At 37.5% G+C, this 17,807-nt stretch carries 15 protein-coding genes; 3 read left to right on the top strand and 12 right to left on the bottom strand.

What is annotated here, in order from left to right; genetic code table 11:
• Positions 1–27: 27 nt before the first annotated feature.
• The 8 genes from Ami3637_RS11440 to Ami3637_RS17945 all read right to left on the bottom strand — a co-directional run bounded on the left by Ami3637_RS11440 (position 28) and on the right by Ami3637_RS17945 (position 10,856).
• Positions 28–1,734, bottom strand: a complete 1,707-nt coding sequence (locus Ami3637_RS11440; RefSeq protein WP_162362696.1) for an S-layer homology domain-containing protein — start codon at positions 1,732–1,734, stop codon at positions 28–30.
• Entirely contained in the window at positions 1,731–4,904 is a 3,174-nt protein-coding gene (locus Ami3637_RS11435; RefSeq protein WP_162362695.1) for a beta strand repeat-containing protein, read from the bottom strand. Before Ami3637_RS11435 ends, Ami3637_RS11440 begins: the two co-directional genes overlap by 4 nt.
• A gap of 377 nt (positions 4,905–5,281) precedes the next feature.
• Positions 5,282–5,512: a DUF2442 domain-containing protein gene (locus Ami3637_RS11430; protein WP_162362694.1), complete on the bottom strand. Its 231-nt coding sequence runs from the start codon at positions 5,510–5,512 to the stop codon at positions 5,282–5,284.
• 97 nt (positions 5,513–5,609) lie between these two features.
• Entirely contained in the window at positions 5,610–6,614 is a 1,005-nt protein-coding gene (locus tag Ami3637_RS17540) for a helix-turn-helix domain-containing protein (protein WP_243157997.1), read from the bottom strand.
• Entirely contained in the window at positions 6,611–8,089 is a 1,479-nt protein-coding gene (locus Ami3637_RS17535) for a MalT transcriptional regulator family protein (protein WP_243157996.1), read from the bottom strand. The genes Ami3637_RS17540 and Ami3637_RS17535 overlap by 4 nt, the downstream gene beginning before the upstream one ends.
• Before the next feature lie 148 nt (positions 8,090–8,237).
• Positions 8,238–9,293, bottom strand: a complete 1,056-nt coding sequence (locus Ami3637_RS11420) for a pyridoxal phosphate-dependent aminotransferase (RefSeq protein ID WP_334297036.1) — start codon at positions 9,291–9,293, stop codon at positions 8,238–8,240.
• A 223-nt stretch (positions 9,294–9,516) separates the two neighbouring features.
• Positions 9,517–9,894, bottom strand: coding sequence for a sodium:solute symporter family transporter (locus tag Ami3637_RS17950; protein ID WP_279286667.1), 378 nt, complete (start codon positions 9,892–9,894; stop codon positions 9,517–9,519).
• Positions 9,873–10,856: a sodium:solute symporter family transporter gene (locus tag Ami3637_RS17945; protein WP_202931047.1), complete on the bottom strand. Its 984-nt coding sequence runs from the start codon at positions 10,854–10,856 to the stop codon at positions 9,873–9,875. The genes Ami3637_RS17950 and Ami3637_RS17945 overlap by 22 nt, the downstream gene beginning before the upstream one ends.
• Positions 10,857–11,452: 596 nt before the next feature.
• On the opposite strand from Ami3637_RS17945, the gene Ami3637_RS11410 reads away from it, so the two are divergent.
• Complete coding sequence (locus Ami3637_RS11410) at positions 11,453–11,662, top strand: helix-turn-helix domain-containing protein (protein WP_162362693.1); 210 nt, start codon at positions 11,453–11,455, stop codon at positions 11,660–11,662.
• Positions 11,663–11,673: 11 nt separating this feature from the next.
• Positions 11,674–12,234, top strand: coding sequence for an IclR family transcriptional regulator (locus tag Ami3637_RS11405; protein WP_456298130.1), 561 nt, complete (start codon positions 11,674–11,676; stop codon positions 12,232–12,234).
• Between the two features lie 108 nt (positions 12,235–12,342).
• Here Ami3637_RS11405 and Ami3637_RS11400 read toward each other — a convergent pair whose 3' ends face one another.
• Together Ami3637_RS11400 and Ami3637_RS11395 are read right to left on the bottom strand one after the other, a co-directional pair.
• Positions 12,343–13,296 carry a DUF5105 domain-containing protein gene (locus Ami3637_RS11400; RefSeq protein WP_162362691.1) on the bottom strand — a complete coding sequence of 318 codons (954 nt, stop codon included), beginning with the start codon at positions 13,294–13,296 and terminating at the stop codon, positions 12,343–12,345.
• 103 nt (positions 13,297–13,399) lie between these two features.
• Entirely contained in the window at positions 13,400–14,149 is a 750-nt protein-coding gene (locus tag Ami3637_RS11395; protein ID WP_162362690.1) for an MBL fold metallo-hydrolase, read from the bottom strand.
• A gap of 175 nt (positions 14,150–14,324) precedes the next feature.
• On the opposite strand from Ami3637_RS11395, the gene Ami3637_RS11390 reads away from it, so the two are divergent.
• Entirely contained in the window at positions 14,325–14,771 is a 447-nt protein-coding gene (locus tag Ami3637_RS11390; protein WP_162363744.1) for a MarR family winged helix-turn-helix transcriptional regulator, read from the top strand.
• Between the two features lie 127 nt (positions 14,772–14,898).
• Here the strand turns inward: Ami3637_RS11390 and Ami3637_RS11385 are convergent, their stop codons facing one another.
• Together Ami3637_RS11385 and Ami3637_RS11380 are read right to left on the bottom strand one after the other, a co-directional pair.
• A complete protein-coding gene (locus Ami3637_RS11385; protein WP_162362689.1) occupies positions 14,899–16,311 on the bottom strand; it encodes an N-acetylmuramoyl-L-alanine amidase family protein in 1,413 nt (470 codons plus the stop codon).
• 206 nt (positions 16,312–16,517) lie between these two features.
• Entirely contained in the window at positions 16,518–17,804 is a 1,287-nt protein-coding gene (locus Ami3637_RS11380) for an amidohydrolase (protein ID WP_162362688.1), read from the bottom strand.
• Between the last annotated feature and the right edge of the window lie 3 nt (positions 17,805–17,807).

The following is a 17,807-nucleotide window of genomic DNA, read 5'->3' as shown; positions in this document are numbered from 1 at the left end:
ATAAGGCTGGCGTACTTGATTATTTCTTTATTTTATTGTATTTTCTATGAATCGCTCCAGAATGGCTGCTACTTCTGCTCTCGTTGCAGTTCCTTTTGGTGCAAACTTTCTTCCCTCACGCCCTGTAATAATTCCTGTCTGTTCACAATAAGCTGCCGCATCTGCTGCCCACTTGGAAATAGCAGCAGAATCCATATAACTTAATTGTAAACCGGAAGACTTTGAGGATGAATCCATGAAGCCTGCAAAACGATAAAGCATTGCTGCCATTTCTTCTCTGGTAATCTGGCGGTTTGGCTCATATTTACCATTTCCAAGTCCGCTGATTATGTTATTCTCAGCTGCCCATTCCACATATCCTGAATAGTAAGATGTGCTCTCTACATCACTAAAGCTGCTCCTGCTCGTAACAGCTACTGCTCCGTATGAACGTTCATACAATCTTCCTAAAACAGTTGCAAACATTGCTCTTGTCATTCCCTTATCTGGTGAGAATACTTTATTTGAAGTACCGAGAAATAATTCTCTTTCTGTGACAAAATTAATATCACCTTTTGCCCAGTGTGACGATATATCTGTAAAAGATTTGTCATTGTCCGCAAATAGTACCGTCTTTCCCGTTGGTGCAATATACTTAACTTTCCCATTTACATCCTTTGCAAAACCAATAAAGATTTTATTTCCTTTGTCATCTACATAGTATGGCAAGCCGGTATTTGTTATTACCTCAGGCTTACTTGTTGAAGAAGCAGAGCCTGATTTGGAATGCGATGATGAACCAGAGTCAGAATTATTGCTGCTTGTATACGCTATGGCATAGGTACTGAAATACTTCAAATATGCCGTCATATAAGTTTTATCGCTGCTGATCTGGATAGACTCGCCATTTCCGTTGGCAGTGGTAGTGATTGCATCTGCTACAACTCCGCTTCCATAGTCATGGGCCCGATATAGTACATAATCTGTTTTACCCTGTAGTTCTGTGGGAAGGGGAATAATGAGCTTAATTGGCGTATTAATTGCTGTCACAACCGACTCCGCTGCCGCACCATTGCTGTAAGTTATGGTCTTAATTATATCTACATCAAGGATTGTTCCCTTTGAATATCCTCCAGAACTCATGGCAGCTTCTACAGTCACCTTACTTGCTGAATTCTCGTTTTTTTGTACAGTTAACTTAATTTCAACTGCACTGCCACTGGCAATAGCTTCATTATCTGCTGGAGTAAAAATGGCATTTAAGTGATCTACTACTACATTTGGTGTATCTGCTCCAATTACATCCAATTTAGCGTTTTTACTGCCGCTTGGAAATATAATATTTTCATTATAAATAACATTACTTCCATTTACTGTAATGCATTCAGTTATTTTCTGTTCCCCCTTAGTCACAACTAAATTATATATACCATTTGAAATACCCCCTACGCTAAAGTTTCCATTGCTGTCTGTGGTGACACTGCCGAATTCTATATTACCCTGCATAACCTTTACGGATGCTCCATCTATAGGTGCCGGCGAAGCTTGATCATCTACTACCTTACCACTGACACTATACGTACTTGCTACCCATTTGGCATATAGAGTTGTATTAGCTGCTACCGTATCTGAATCAAAATTCCATAAGTTTACACAGAAAGACTCTTTATACCAACCAACAAACTGATAGCTGCCCCACCCAGGATTGGAAGGCCTGGTCAAAATTCTCCCTGCTGTGATATTACTTATGGTCATATAATTTCCGCCCCATCATGATTGTCCTTATAAGTAACGGTGTATGTAATTGGAACTGGAGTCCAAACTGCACTTAAAGTAATATCACCTGACATATTAAAGCTCTGTCCTGGGTTATAAGTTTTTCCGTTTAATTCCCAGCCTCCAAAAGTATATCCTGCCTTTGCAAGGCTTCCCACGTTTCCTTTCACCTGTATGCTGCTGCCAGAAGTATAGTTATTGTTATCAGCTGGCACACTTCCTGATGTTGCTCCATTACTGTTATAACTTACCGTGTATGTAGGCAATGGATTTGTCGACCATTTTGCAAAAAGGGTCATATTACCTATGACTGTATTATTCTTAAAGTTCCACCCGGTAGTGCAGGTCTTTTCAGTATACCAGCCTCCAAAAGTATATCCGCTTCTTACAGGCGGGACAGGCGCAGCTATCTTACTCGTGCCAATGGCAGCCTGAGTGGTATTGACTGATGTATCTGTATCCTTGTAATTATTCATGTAGGTTACGGTATAAACCGCAGTGATAAATTGCACCGTTGTATTTACGTTGCCTGTACTCACATCGATGGTTCCTGTTTTGTCCGCATATCCTGCTGCTTTGGCTGTATAGGCTATACCTGTTCCTACTGATACTCCCGTTATAGCTGCATCTCCGTTTGCATCCGTTGTCACCTGAGTATATCCATTCAGAGTTACTGTGGCTCCCTGTATAGGATATCCTCCTTCATTTACGATATGGAAGTTCGCTGTATAGGTTGCCGCAGTGATAAATTGCACCGTTGTGTTTACATTGCCTGTGCTCACATCGATGGTTCCTGTTTTGTCCGCATAGCCTGCTGCTTTGGCTGTATAGGCTATACCTGTTCCTGATGATACTCCCGTTATGGCTGCATCCCCGTTTGCATCCGTTGTTACCTGGGTATATCCGTTCAGGGTTACTGTGGCTCCCTGTATAGGTGATCCCCCTACATTTACAATATGGAAGTTTGCTGTATAGGTTGCCGCAGTGGTAAATTGCACCGTGGTATTTACGTTGCCTGTACTCACATCAATGGTTCCTGTTTTGTCTGCATAGCCTGCTGCTTTGGCTGTATAGGCTATACCTGTTCCTGCTGATACTCCCGTTATAGCTGCATCTCCGTTTGCATCCGTCGTTACCTGGGTATATCCGTTCAGGGTTACTGTGGCTCCCTGTATAGGATATCCCCCTTCATTTACAATATGGAAGTTCGCTGTATAGGTTGCCGCAGTGATAAATTGCACCGTGGTATTTACATTGCCTGTGCCCACATCAATGGTTCCTGTTTTGTCTGCATAGCCTGCTGCTTTGGCTGTATAGGCTATACCTGTTCCTGCTGATACTCCCATTATGGCTGCATCTCCGTTTGCATCCGTTGTCACCTGGGTATATCCATTCAGAGTTACTGTGGCTCCCTGTATAGGGAATCCCCCTGCATTTACGATATGGAAATTCGCTGTATAAGTTGCCGGAGTGATAAATTGCACCGTGGTGTTTACATTGCCTGTACTCACATCGATGGTTCCTGTTTTGTCTGCATAGCCTGCTGCTTTGGCTGTATAGGCTATACCTGTTCCTGCTGATACTCCGTTTATAGCTGCATCTCCGTTTGCATCCGTCGTTACCTGGGTATATCCGTTCAGGGTTACTGTGGCTCCCTGTATAGGATATCCCCCTTCATTTACGATATGGAAGTTCGCTGTATAGGTTGCCGCAGTGATAAATTGCACCGTGGTATTTACGTTGCCTGTACTCACATCAATGGTTCCTGTTTTGTCTGCATAGCCTGCTGCTTTGGCTGTATAGGCTATACCTGTTCCTGATGATACTCCCGTTATAGCTGCATCTCCGTTTGCATCCGTCGTTGCCTGAGTATATCCATTCAGAGTTACTGTGGCTCCCTGTATAGGATATCCCCCTACATTTACAATATGGAAGTTCGCTGTATAAGTTGCCGGAGCCATAAATTGCACCGTTGTATTTACGTTGCCTGTACTCACATCAATGGTTCCTGTTTTGTCTGCATAGCCTGCTGCTTTGGCTGTATAGGCTATACCTGTTCCTGATGATACTCCCGTTATAGCTGCATCTCCGTTTGCATCCGTCGTTACCTGGGTATATCCGTTCAGGGTTACTGTGGCTCCCTGTAAAGGTGATCCCCCTGCATTTACAATATGGAAGTTTGCTGTATAAGTTGCTGCTGCAGTCTGGGTTAGATTTGGATATACTGTTGCATTTGCCCCTGTTATGGTTATACTTCCTGTGTAGGTCTCATATCCACTCTTGGTTATAGTATACGAATACGTTCCATCACTAAGTCCAGGCAAAGTGGCTGTCCCATCTGTATTACTGGTTATCTGAGACTGACTTCCTATGGTTACTGTGGCGCCTCCTAATACATTATGACTGTCTGCATCCCCAACACAAAAAATTGCACTGTGGGTTGTCTTCGGCAATATAGGATCTGCCACTGTTATGCTGTTAAATAACAAAAAACCACTGTCCAAAATATGATCGTAATCTGAAGTTCCATTATAGTTCTTTCCTGTAACCCGTACCTCATCAATATTGCTAAATGCAGTTGGATTTTCTGCTAAAGGATGCTGAACATAAGCATTTGCGGCTATATCCACCGAATATACTTTTTCACCTTGTTTTATTCCGTTTAAGTATCCCTCCACTACCAGATCCATTGGACCACCTTCTTGAAAGAATTTTATTTCTTTCAGACTAAAGTTACTATCATCCGTTTTGTGAATAATCAAATCCTTGGTAAATATCGTTGAAAAATCTGCATAGTTGGTTGTTATTTCTCCAGGTCGAGCATGAAAGAAACCATATCCAATACTTGCATTTGCTGTCATTGAACCTAAATCTATGGTATTAACCACCCCAGCCTTTTTTTCTGTTTGTTTATCCCTGAAATATACTTCAATTCCTGGATTATTTGAAGTACTTCCAGCCTCTCCACTAACCAATTCTGTACCATAGCCTGGACCAAATCCACCTGATACATTTGTATTGGCTACCGACAGAGTTATATCATCTGATGCATAAGCAGTGATCTCCCCGTAGCGCGGAATACATACTGAAGCGATTATTACGGTAGCTATGATAAAAAATATTTTCCATATGTTCTTATTGAAAACCATATATTTTTCCTCCATTCTTTTGTACAATTTTGCAACATCTTATATTCCTTCCAATGATAACTAAATAACTTTATTTAAGAAAAATAAACTATTACATCCTGTTCTTTAATCCCAGATATAACTAATCTAGATTCTTAATTTTTTTATACAATATAACATAATTTTGTTACACCTTCCACTAATTATTTGAATATTCATCAAATTATTTCCACCTTCATATTAAACAAATATTAGGCTATCATTGATTCAGAATCTATATAGTTTTATTAAATATAAAACTATATTTTCAAAGTGGCTTTCTGCTGAGAAGTAGCCCAAGAAATTTGTGTGCCTACAAACATACTTACAATCATACTGACAATCATTATTGGATTCCCTCATCTCTGTGCTAACTGAAAAACCTCATTTATGGATATTTCTAACTCGTTGCCCCAACGTATATAGTCTCCATCCGTGACGGCACCATAAAATAGACCTTTGTCTGACAATATTCCAAATCTCAATGTTTGAAGTCTGCTCCTAAAATTCAAATTAATACCGCTCCCATTATCCAGATAAACCTCCAGACAGTAATCATCCCTGGGAACCACTTTCACGATTTGGCTCACTATATTCCCCCTTAACATAAAAAACCCACTATACATTATTGTACTGTGGGTTTTATTTTATATCTGTCACCCGAAGAGTGACGTTTTATATTAAATTTTAGACTTTATCTTCTAAATACTGCTTTAATAATGTTCTAGAGTTAATTTCTAGTTTTTCAAAGACCCTTTTAAGAAGTGTCTTTACTGTATTTTGAGTAATATATAGCCGCTCTGCTATTTCTTTATTTGAAAAGCCCTCAGCAGCAAGCTTGGCTATCTCCATTTCCCTTTCAGCAAGCTCAGGCCTTTTTTCTGTAAAATATGATTTTGTAATTTTTTCTAAGGAACTTTGATATGTACTGTTTAACTCCAATATCTTTAAAACATGTTCACGATAGTCATATTGTAATTGCAGTTCCTGCAAAACAGGTTCGATATAATCACAGTTTTCTACAAAAGGCATATAAACTTTGTCTGCCATAGCAAGATTCAGCGCTTTTTTTAAGGCTCTTTCAGCATCTTCCTTTCTGTATACACGCTGATTGGCAGCTGCAATATGAATATTGGAATAAATTTGTGCCAGCAGATTTGGAAAGGCACAAGCCATATCCATTAAATATTCTTCAAGTCCCAGCAATTTGTAATACTCTTTATTAATCAGCATCGCTCTTCCATAAACAATATTAAAAAAGGCCATTGCTGGAAAGTATAGTCTGCTGGAATCAAAATCCCCATTTCCAATCCATTCAGGAACCCTGTCCCGTCTTCTTAAAGCGCAATAAATAAACGTTTCACACAAATCAATTGTATGAATCAGATTATACCATTTCTGCTGTTTCATTTCTTGCCTTAGCCGGTTAAGGGTATACAAAATATAAGAATAGTCCCCTTTATAAAGAGCAATTCTTAATTGAAGAAAGGCCGCACAAATCATGATTTCTCCCTGTCTGTATTTATTAGCCAGATATAAGGCCTTATGGGATATGATTTCTGCACTTTCCATGTCTCCGTAATTATAATGCCATTCGGCCTCCATAACAAAGTCTCCGCCAGTTCCGTGGCCATTTGTAATTCTGCCGTAAAAAGGCAATGCTTCCTTTAGAACTTCCACTTCTTTTGTCAAGGTGCCTGCTTCTCTGTAAAACATATACAATATTGATGGAGATCCAAAGGTGAATCCCCCTGGGTATCTATAAATTTTGCAGCATGTTGCAAAAGTGTATCTGCCTTTTTAATATGTTGACTCATCTTAGAGATATTATTATAGCAAGTAAAATTCAAAAGTAGTTCAAACTCACCCATGAGTTCATTTATATTTTCCTGCTCAAGCTCTGTATTGCTCGCCATAGCAGCTATAAACTCAGCACAAACCTTTTCAAACCTATCCACTTCATTAAAGGAGAATAAGCAGAGTCCATAAACGAGAAGAGCAATTGGGTGACTGTTTTTAATGGTCTGGGGGCAACTCTCAAAGTAGTTGATAAAGTCCTCTTTCTGTTCATTATGAATGCTGTGCCCTTTATCTGTCTCTATAGTAAATAGTAAACCATGAAAATCCTTTGCAATAAAATAACCATTCATTGCAGCCAGATAGTCTCCTTCTTTTAAATACCAATCTGCTGTTTGCACCAAAACCTGCTGCTTATATTCATAGCTATTGTTTTCAAATTCATCTCTTAGGAATTTAGTAAATATGTTGTGAAACTGATAAGTTTTAGACTGCAAATCATATTTCACCAAAGCGTTTTTATTAACAATTTCCGCTAATATTTCTTTCACATTGTCTTTAGGCCACATATATCTGGCTTGGTCTAGGGTAAAACTGTCAAACATAGATATCCCTAACAAGAATTGTTTAATTTCCTCAGAGAAAGGCTTATATATAGCCTCTTCAAGAAGTTTGTAAATGTTCTCAGCCGTTTTAAAGCTGCCCTCCCTATGATAATTCATCATAAGCAGGTATAAAGCTCCAATCCAGCCCTCTGTGTAAGCATTGAGTTTTTTTACTTCCAGCTCATTCAGAGTGATTCCACACATCTTGTAGTATTTTTTGATTTCACCTGAATTCAAGGTAAATTTGTCCTTTGATATGTAGTACAAATGACCTTTTATCCTTAGTTCTTCCATATTGCTAATGAAACGTGTAATTAAAACAATATGTAAATATTCTATTTCTTCTGTTACCAGGAACTTAATGAAAGTATCTATTTCTGAATGATGTACCAGATGATAATCGTCCATCACCAGTACCATTCTTTGAGACAGGTCAATTTCCTTCATCAGCCGGAGAGCCTCTTGTTTAGAAACACTGTCTGTAGGAATCCCTAATTGAAAAAGGCTTTCAGCACAATCCTGATTTAATTGGCCAATCAAATGACATAAGCCTTTCCAATAAGCTGTTTGATCGCTGTCATCAATCCGCAGCCAAAGAGTATTGACTTCACTATTCTTTAAAAACTCTCTAACTGCAGTTGTTTTCCCATAACCCATTGGAGCTTCAACTATAGTAAGGGGATATTCCAGAATTCCTTCCAGAGCTTTAGTTATCCGTTCTGAGAAATATAGACTTTTTGTATTATACTTTTTTGTTTTTAGCATAAAGCTCCCTTTCCGCCTTACAATCACGGATACAAATATAAAATAATTTACAATAGTTTACCATAAGGGAAATAAAAAGAAAAGGAAACCTATAGTATTCCTTTTCAATAGAGTTTCCTTTTTATAACGGTTAATCTAAATAATTAAATCAGCTGAATATATTCATCCGTTCTATTCTGTTAAATGCTTCTTCCATTTTTTCAATTCCAACTGTCATGGCCAGTCTTATGTATCCTTCTCCGCAAGTACCAAAAGCATTTCCCGGTAAAACAAGGACATGAGCTTCTTCAAATATCAGATTTGTCACTTCCTGGCATGTCATACCGGTATTCTTAATATTTACAAATAAATATATACTTCCTCTGGGAGTCATAACAGACATATTTTTTATTTTATTAATTCTTTCATAAGCATACATGACCCTTTTCTTATATTCCTTCAATATTTTGGGCTGTATTTTTTCTCTATTTCTAAGAGCATGTAATGCTGCCCGCTGTGAAATGGATGGAGCGGTAAAAACGTTATTCTCATTTACATCTTTCATTGTCTTTATTATATAATCTGGTGCAATTACATATCCAATCCTCCAGCCAGTCATAGCATAATCTTTGGAAAAGCTTCCTATGGTTATGGTTCGTTCCCTCATATTTTCAAGTACTGTAATAGGAAGGAAAGGCTCTGAATAACTGAATAGTGTATATATATCATCCGCTATAACCAGCAAATCGTATTTTTTAGCTAACGTTGCAATGGCTTCAAGTGTTTTTTTACTAAAGCAAGTGCCTGTAGGGTTATTGGGTGTATTTATTATCACTGCCTTGGTTCTGTTTGTAATCAGTTTCTCCATTCTTTCAGTATTTACTTGAAATTCCTCTTCCTCGTATGTTTCAAGAGTAACTGGCACACCTCTTGTCAGTTCAATTTGCTGTGGGTAGGGTGTAAAATACGGTTCATGGATTATTACTTCATCCCCATCATCCAATATGCTTTCCAATACCAGCCACATAGCGTGACATCCGCTTGTGGTGACCATACACTCATCCACTGCTACACTGTAACTGTACTGTTTCTCATAGTACTTACAGATCTCTTGTCTGAGTTCCTTATCTCCATAAAAATCTGTATAGTGTGTATGACCATTTTTCACATCTTCAAAAGTCTTTTCAATTATGGTCATGTCCGTTGTTACATCTGGATCACCCAAACTGAAATTTATAATGTCGTCATATTTGTGCAACAGGCTCCCACTATCCCCATTGCAGTGGAAATATTATTCCAATATCTTTTTGATATAAATCGATGTTTCATCCCTACTCTCTCCTTTCCTTTTTATAAAAGATGTGCCATTCCATACTATGCAGTCAGATTGGAGTTGTCTTTTACGTTCACACTTGAGCAAACTTTATTTTTGTCTAGTAAATTTGTTACTAAATAAGATACCAGCCCACAATTATTCCAAAAATAATAGGATAATTGGATGAGATTCCGTAAACAAAGAACATTCCAGTAAGAACGATTGAACTTGAAGCAAGGGATATTAGTCCCGCTTTGTAACTGAATCTCTTTAACACAAAAGCTGCAAAAACAGGAACAAATACGCAGCCAGATAAATACGCATAAGCAATATCCAATGCATTTAATACATCTTTAATCAGGAATGCAAATAGCATGATTACTATACCTATAATCAAAGCAATTACTCTGTTAATCCAAACAGACTTGTCGTCTTTTTCCCTCTTCATAAAACCAATATACAAATCGTTATAAACTATAGTTGAGCAGGCTAATATTGTTCCACTTGCCACGGACATGGTTGCTGCCATGGCTGCTGCAAGAACAAATCCCTGGTACCTACTGGCAGGAAATTTGTCACTCCAGTTACAAATGCATCCTGAGGATCTTTTAATCCTGGGAACATGACCAGTACACACAGTCCCAGCACAATTGTGGCTGCACCAAACAATATGCTGTAAACTCCTGCAGAAATCGATCCAACTCTGGCGATTTTATCACTCCTTGCTGTAAATACACGCTGCCAGATATCCTGCCCTATTACTAACCCCGGTATAAACATAAGTAAATACATTATAATTCCGTCCCATCCGATGCCCGTTATACTAAAATGGGTTGAAGGTATTTTTGCCACAACATTTCCCCAGCCTCCTACTGAATGCAATGCAAATATAGGTGCTAACAGCAAAACCCCCAGAGTTTTAATAACAAACTGAACGATGTCAGTGAGGGATACTGACCACATACCTCCAACAAAGGTATATATTATAACAATCCCTCCGCCGAACAACATGGAGAAGTTGGTACTCCATCCCAGAACACCACTTAATATGACTCCCATGGATATAACCTGCACAACACTCAGCATCATGGTATAAATAAACGTTAACACAGCACCATATGCTCTGGCTGCTTTACCGTAATTGTCACCAATTACCTCATTTATACTCAATGCCTTCAGCTTTGAAAGTTTCGACGATATTAGAACGCCTAATAATATAAGTCCAATTCCAAGGCTTCCATCATACCAAATACCAGATACACCAAACTTATATGCAAGCTTTGTACTTCCTATGGTAGACCCTCCCCCTACAGCCATTGCTGCCATACAGCCAAAAAACATAGGAAAATTTAGTCGTCTTCCAGCCACCAGAAAATCCTCTTCTGTCTTGGCAAACTTTACTGAGAAAAAACCGATTGCTATCATAGCAATAAAATAGAGAATAATAATTGTGTAATCAATTGTGTTTAACATATATCTGTCTCCCTTCAAATTTAAATAGTAAAAGTTTAAAATAAAAAAAGGAACTCCGAATTAAAAGTTAACACCTCCTCATTCATTTAATTCAATTTTGTTTTCATATTTTAACCACTTAGAAAAACCGCCTTTGATTTCTCTTATTTTGTGATTATTTATTGAATTACTTAAACACGTTCATCTCTAATAATACTCAGCAGTATATTGAAACGCTGTTTCATTTGTTGCTTAAAAAAATTTAGCTAGAATATCTGGCATCAAGTATATATGATTAAATTTTAGATTATTAATCAATTTTGTTATTTAATATAGATATATGAAACATCGTTTCAATATGAATTAAAAAAAAAATAATAAACAACTGTTTCCAGAGAAATTTATTGGAAATCCCTCCATAACTTATCTTAAATATATTTAATCTTACATATTTTTGAAACGCTGTTTCTTTAGTTATTATAACAACCTTTAGATACCAATGCAATATAATTTAAAAAATTATTTGAAATAGTCTGCAATTGATGTTCATTATAAATTGACGTTTATTTGAAACAAGGTTATTATGTTTATATAAGATTAAAAGGAGGATTAGTAAATTGGTTGATGTACTACAAGATACTGATAGTATTCCAATGGTGGACAGAGCCATCAGAATTCTAAAAGAAATATACGAATCCGATGTTCCCGTAGGGGTATCAGAGCTTTCTAACGGTTTAGGTCTCCCTAAAGCCACTGTTTATCGCATTTTAAAGACTCTTCATAATAGAAATGTAATAGAAAAAATGATGATGATAAATATAGCTTAGGATTATTATTTATTGAATATAGCGAGAAAGTAAAATCTGAGATTTCCTTAAATACGATAGCTAAACCTTTTATGACAGAAGCAGCAGAACGAACTGGTGAATTCATTAATCTTGGAATATTATGTGAAGATACTGTTGTTACCATTTTAAATGTTAATGGAGAACGTTCAGCTCTGGTTTCAAGATTAATCCCTGTTTGTCCACTCCATTGCTCTTCAATGGGGAAGATATTCCTCAGCAGCCAGACTGAGGAAGAAATCAAAGAATATTTTAGAAAACACTTTCAGAAGAGAACTCAATATACAATAGCAACTTACAATGAATTCATTCAGGAAAAAGATAAAATTGTAAGTAGCGGAGTTTCTTATGATAATGAAGAATATGAATATGGTCTAGGCTGTATCGCCGCACCCTTATACAGTTGTGAGGACAAAATCATTGGTGCAATTAGTGTTTCAGGACCTTTAAGCCGAATGAAAATAAAGGGAATGGATTCCATAGAAAACTGTATCAGAGAAGCCGCAAATCAAATAAATGAGAAACTTAAACTGGCTCATATCAGTACTATGTAAAATTCCACAGCTGTTAGTTTGTTCGTAAAATACAAACACCGTCTCGGACAATCCAAAACGGTGTTTAAGTATTTTCTTATTTTTAATTAAGTAACACAGTTGTCATAACTATTCTAACTTATTTATTGCATCTGAAAAAGCATCACTATATTGTTCAAACTTTCCAGTATCAACTCCCGTACTCTCATCACTTGCTTTTGGTGGATTATTTTTTATTTGTGAAGATAAAGAATCAATTTCAGCTGAAAGTTTTCCCCAAATACCCTTCAATTCGTTATATTCTTCCCCTTTTAGCTGTCCCATATATTTGTCATACTCTGCCTTAACCTTAATGGATGAATCCAATTGTTGTAAGGTAAATTCTATATCTATAGTATCACCAGAAGAATCAGTACCATCATAGGTATACCAGTTTATATCACAAAAACCTTTATTCCAAATGTCCTCTGTAAGCCAGCTATCAATTTCATCTAGTTTATCAGATGTATCACTCCCACCAAAAGAATCCTTCATTTCTTTCTGTACGGTAATTAAATTTCCTGATATGGCATTTGCTAGTTCATCGCTTACATCAATTTTCCAGTGGTTATCTTTTTTATTCAATGTTATTGTTACGGTATTAGTAATAGTTTTGTTATCTTTGTTATTTATCAGTTTTTCAAAATTTTTATTGAACTTTTGTTCCAGCTGTTCATCACTTAACCCTGAAAAAGCCAGTGCAATTGCATCTGAAAACATTTTATCCATAATAGGTTTCATGTCAATATTTGTTATTTCTGCTTTAACTGTAGCTTTATCTCCATCTTCACTGGAAGATAATATCTTATAGTTTAAATTTTTAAGAATTAATTTATAGATTTCCTCATTCTTTGAAGCGAAGCTTCCATCCTCTTCCTGATCTGTCAGTTTATCATAATCTATATACTTTTCCGCAGCTTCTTGATTTGCAGCTTTAACAGCATCTAACATACTTTTAACCGCCTGTTCAGGTTTCTCCCCTCCACATCCAACAGTAGTTAATACTATAAATAGACAAAGGAAAATAATTAAAAATTTTTTCATTAATTCACACACCTCCATACATATGGTAACATATGGAAATTTGTTAATCAAGTCATTTTATATAACCCTTTTAGAAATGTAAGGCTGGTGCAACTGATTTGGCCTAAAGCTTCATAACCTTTTTCTGCTCAAGACTTTCAATACCTTCCGGTGTATGGGTGGAAATATATACCGTAGGATTTTTCTGAATAAATGTACGGACTTTTTCCAGGGATTGTTTGGCCGCATCCAGATCTTCGAATACCATAGAAAGTTTGTTTGCACGCAGTGCTTCATCAGTATAAGTAATATCCCCGTGAATCATATAAAAAAGGCCATCTTTTTCCACCACTACAACGCTATTGCCCTTTGTATGCCCCGGTGCAGGGAGAAAATAAACGCCGTCAGCTATTTTTTTGCTTTTCTCAAAATTGTAATAAGGGCCGTCATTATACTCTACGGGAATTATATTGTCTCCAGTCAGGTTCATGGCTTCTGCTTCTGCCATTGAAAGATAAATTTTAGCGTTTGGGAAGCTTCTCAGTTCACCAGAATGATCTGGATGTTTATGAGTGAGAAGAATCTTGCTCACATTATCCGGACTGTATCCTAAATTTTCCAAGGCAGAAACATAGTCCCTGATTCGTTTACCCTGATAGATTTTTTGTCCCGCCTTAGGTAACGTATCCTGGGTCTCTTTCGGAAGACCCGTATCAATTAGAATCACCTCATTGCCCATATCGATTAAATAATTTTGCAAACTGGAAGAATAGGTCTTGGTATCATCCAATGTCTGTCCTTTATCTTCACCTCCAAGTGCAAAAGATTCACTCATAAATCCGCCTTCATATAGTTTTACCGCTTTGATTTCCATGATTATCATCCTTTCTAATCCATATTGATAGTTTACAATTCAATTGTACTCAATCTACATTGGTTTGTCAATTCCTTTTGATTGACTTTAGAAAATAAATTTATTACAATTAAATTGTATAAATCAAACAGGAAGAAGGCTTTAATATGGCGAAAAAACAAAATCAAATTTCCGAATTGGATGGAATCTCCCTGATGAAGCACTAAAACTTGACAATCAGTTATGTTTTGCACTTTATGTCTGCTCTAAAGAAATCATCCGAAAATATAAACCTCTTTTGGAACCTCTTAATCTGACTTATACAAGCTATATTACCATGTTGGCCCTTTGGGAAAAAGATGACGTTACAGTCAAGGAACTGGGAAAACGCCTGACTCTGGATTCTGGAACATTGACGCCGCTGCTGAAAAAACTTGAAAGTCTATCTTATATTGATAGAATTCGCAGCAGTAATGATGAACGGAATGTTTATGTAAGGCTCACTAATCAGGGTCGAGCACTAAAAAAAGCTGCTGCTGGTATACCAGAGCAAATGATTTGCTCCACAAATATTCAACGGGAAAAAGCAATTCAGCTTTGGGGTACACTTCATGAGCTAATGAACAGCCTCTCAAATGACTAGATAGGGTAAGCTTCCCTAAACACACCCATAAAAAAAGTACCCATACGGGTACTTTTACAAACAATTACATTATCATCAGTATATAATACATTTACCATTTTTACGGATATATCCATGAAAGGTTCAGTTATTTTTTATAAGAATTGAAAAATTTTATTATGCCTTCTGCATTATAACTTGCCACTTTATCTCTCCATTCATCGCTTTTCAATAGTTGAACTTCTTGAAGATTTGTATAGAAGCCGTGCTCTATCAGTACAGATGGAATAGATGTATGTTTAATTACATATAAATTCGACGTTGTTTTAATACCCCGGTTATTGATGGCTATTTGTGGAAAATTGGACTCTGCAATGTCCTCTGCAAGCTGGTTGCCTAGGACACTTCCCTCAAAATAATAGATTTCCCAACCACTCGGGCTTGTCCATTCACTTCCGTTGCCAAAAGCATTTGCATGTATACTGACAAAAATATCAGCATCGGAATTGTTTGCCTTTTCACATCTTTCCGAAAGGCTTGGATCAGAATCATTATTTACTGTAAGAATTACTTCTATTCCCTGAGCCTCTAAAACGTTCTTCATTTTATTTGCCACAGCCCGATTAAATTCATATTCTCTCAACGAACCGTCCGGACTTCGTTTCCCTGCCGTAGCTTCGCCATGACCTGGATCTAATACCACCACCAGTTTTCCATCTTCCATAGGATTAAAATATGTAGTCAAAGTTCTGAAGGAAATGGTTAAGGTTTTCCCATCTTTAGATAAATCCACAATTGGAGTTGTGGCTTCCTTCAGATCACATACAATCCTAGCGGTATTTTTATCATAATCAGAAATTCTTACAGCCGCTAAGGGTGAATCCTTCTGGTTATAAGTTAAATCTGATATCTTTGAATCTACTAGAAAATCCTTCACATCCAGAACAAATCTGTCGGGAGAGGTCAACACCTTTGTGGAATAGCTATCCAACCCTTTGAGCGGTTCTGACATTTGAATGGTTACTATTGTATTCGCATTATTTGAGGTTCCTTTTTCTGCTTGAACCTCTGTCAAGTGTCCTATGATTACAGGGGGTTCTTCAGGCTTTTGAGGAGAAGTGATTGTTACTGTCCTTGTGGAATCAATCCATCCAACCTGAAAGCCCAGTTCCTCTGCCACAAACCTGACAGGAATCATGGTCCTCCCGTTTATTATTGTGGCTGGAACATCCAGCGTTTTTCCTTCACCGTTTACAGTAGCAACCTTATTATTAATTTTAAGAATGACAACAACACTGTCATATTTAACGGTAACCTTATAATTACCCTGATCCCATTCAACATTTCCTCCAAGGGTCTCAAATACTGCTCTTGCTGGAACAAGAGTTCGATTATCCTGGATAATGGGCATAACATCTGCCGCTACCTGCTTATTATTAATTACAAGATTAATGTCATCGTGGGTTGCTGCAGCAACTGGTTTTCCCGTAATAACGCAGAAAAATATTATAAAAATAAATATATTAATAAATATGTTAATGAATTTTATTTCTTTAGTCATGAAAACTCCTCTTATATAAAACAGAACATTTTTTTCTATTGAAAATTATAGCAGAAAAAACGACAAAAATCTATTTCATAACCAAATGGTAATACGACTGAAACATAAATGTTATACAAAAAATCCATGCACTAAAATAGGGCTAATGAATACTGGTATTTCCATAGCATTCACTAGCCCATTCGCTATTTAAAGCTTTTTACTATTTATTCCTGCTCATGAAGTTCTTTAAGAGCATACATACACATGTCTACTGCTGCACCCAGACACTCTTCGTCAAAATCAAACTTGGCATTATGTAAAGGTGAAGTAGTGTCTGTACCAATTCCTATATAAGTGCCCTTGCCACCGTTTTCCTGGACCTTATTTATCATTACTGCAGCATCATCAGTACCACCTACGTTACCTTCAAAATAAATTTTTTTAAACCATGGAACCTTGCCCGCTGCACGCTTAACCACTTCCATGATTTCATCATCACTGACACCGGCTGGTACCTCTCCGTAATCAATATACTTATATGACAGATCATAAGATTTGGCGGCACCATCTAGTATGTCAAATACACGTTTGCCCGCATATTGGCTGATTTCTTGTGTCTGCCCTCTATATTCCAGACGCATCAACGCATTAGGTGCTATTGTATTTGCGCATACACCCGCATGTATTTCCCCAACATTTACTCTGAACAGTCCCCCTTCATGAGGAGCTATAGCATGGATGTTAAGTGCCGCAGAACAGGCTGCAAGCAGTGCATTTTTTCCTTCCTGAGCAGCTCCGCATGGATGTGCAGCTTTTCCCTCAAAATAGACATCTAACTGTCTGTCACTGAGAAAATCCTTACAGCCGCATGCAATCGTATTTGATGGCAATGGTTTGTTTTCCCCGCTTAATGCGATATGCATTGCTAAGAAATAGTCCACATCGTCTAGGTGTCCTTTATCTACAACCGCTTGCGCTCCATAGAAGGTCTCTTCAGCAGGCTGAAATATCAGCTTAATCTTCCCTGAAAGTTGTTCTTTCTTACCCATAAGTTCTTCTGCAATTCCAAGGCCTATTGCTGTGTGCCCATCATGACCACATGCATGGACCCTGCCCTTGTTAACTGATACATATCCGTCATCAAAAGGTCTGTAGCCTTTTTCTTCAGGCTCCTGATATGGAAGACAATCCATCTCAAATCTAAATGCAGTGACCGGACCAGGTTTCTCCGTATCAAACACAGCCAGAACACCTGGATATCCCTTTGTTCTCTCTACAAAAGATGGATTTGCTCCCTGTTTAACAGCTCTCTCCATAGCTTCATTGGTCTGCTCAGGTGTCAATTGTTCCGGTTCACCAATACTGTCAATATTAACGACGTCAGGCCCCATTAGTACATCATATCCCAGTTCAGTAAGAATTTCGGCAACTCTGGCACTTGTTCTGAACTCATGCCAGCCATATTCGGGATACTTGTGAAATTCCCGTCTGTACTCTACTATCTTATTCATTTT

Origin of the sequence: Aminipila terrae (assembly GCF_010120715.1) — a bacterium.
GTDB lineage: Bacteria > Bacillota > Clostridia > Peptostreptococcales > Anaerovoracaceae > Aminipila > Aminipila terrae.
This window is presented reverse-complemented; position numbering and strand designations above follow the sequence as displayed.

Bases quoted from the DNA above. Each gene is read 5' to 3' on its own strand.
- Ami3637_RS11440 (WP_162362696.1), bottom strand. From the start codon at position 1,734: ATGACCATAAGTAATATCACAGCAGGGAGAATTTTGACCAGGCCTTCC.
- Ami3637_RS11435 (WP_162362695.1), bottom strand. From the start codon at position 4,904: ATGGTTTTCAATAAGAACATATGGAAAATATTTTTTATCATAGCTACC.
- Ami3637_RS17535 (WP_243157996.1), bottom strand. From the start codon at position 8,089: ATGCTAAAAACAAAAAAGTATAATACAAAAAGTCTATATTTCTCAGAA.
- Ami3637_RS17945 (WP_202931047.1), bottom strand. From the start codon at position 10,856: ATGTTAAACACAATTGATTACACAATTATTATTCTCTATTTTATTGCT.
- Ami3637_RS11400 (WP_162362691.1), bottom strand. From the start codon at position 13,296: ATGAAAAAATTTTTAATTATTTTCCTTTGTCTATTTATAGTATTAACT.
- Ami3637_RS11395 (WP_162362690.1), bottom strand. From the start codon at position 14,149: ATGGAAATCAAAGCGGTAAAACTATATGAAGGCGGATTTATGAGTGAA.
- Ami3637_RS11385 (WP_162362689.1), bottom strand. From the start codon at position 16,311: ATGACTAAAGAAATAAAATTCATTAACATATTTATTAATATATTTATT.
- Ami3637_RS11380 (WP_162362688.1), bottom strand. From the start codon at position 17,804: ATGAATAAGATAGTAGAGTACAGACGGGAATTTCACAAGTATCCCGAA.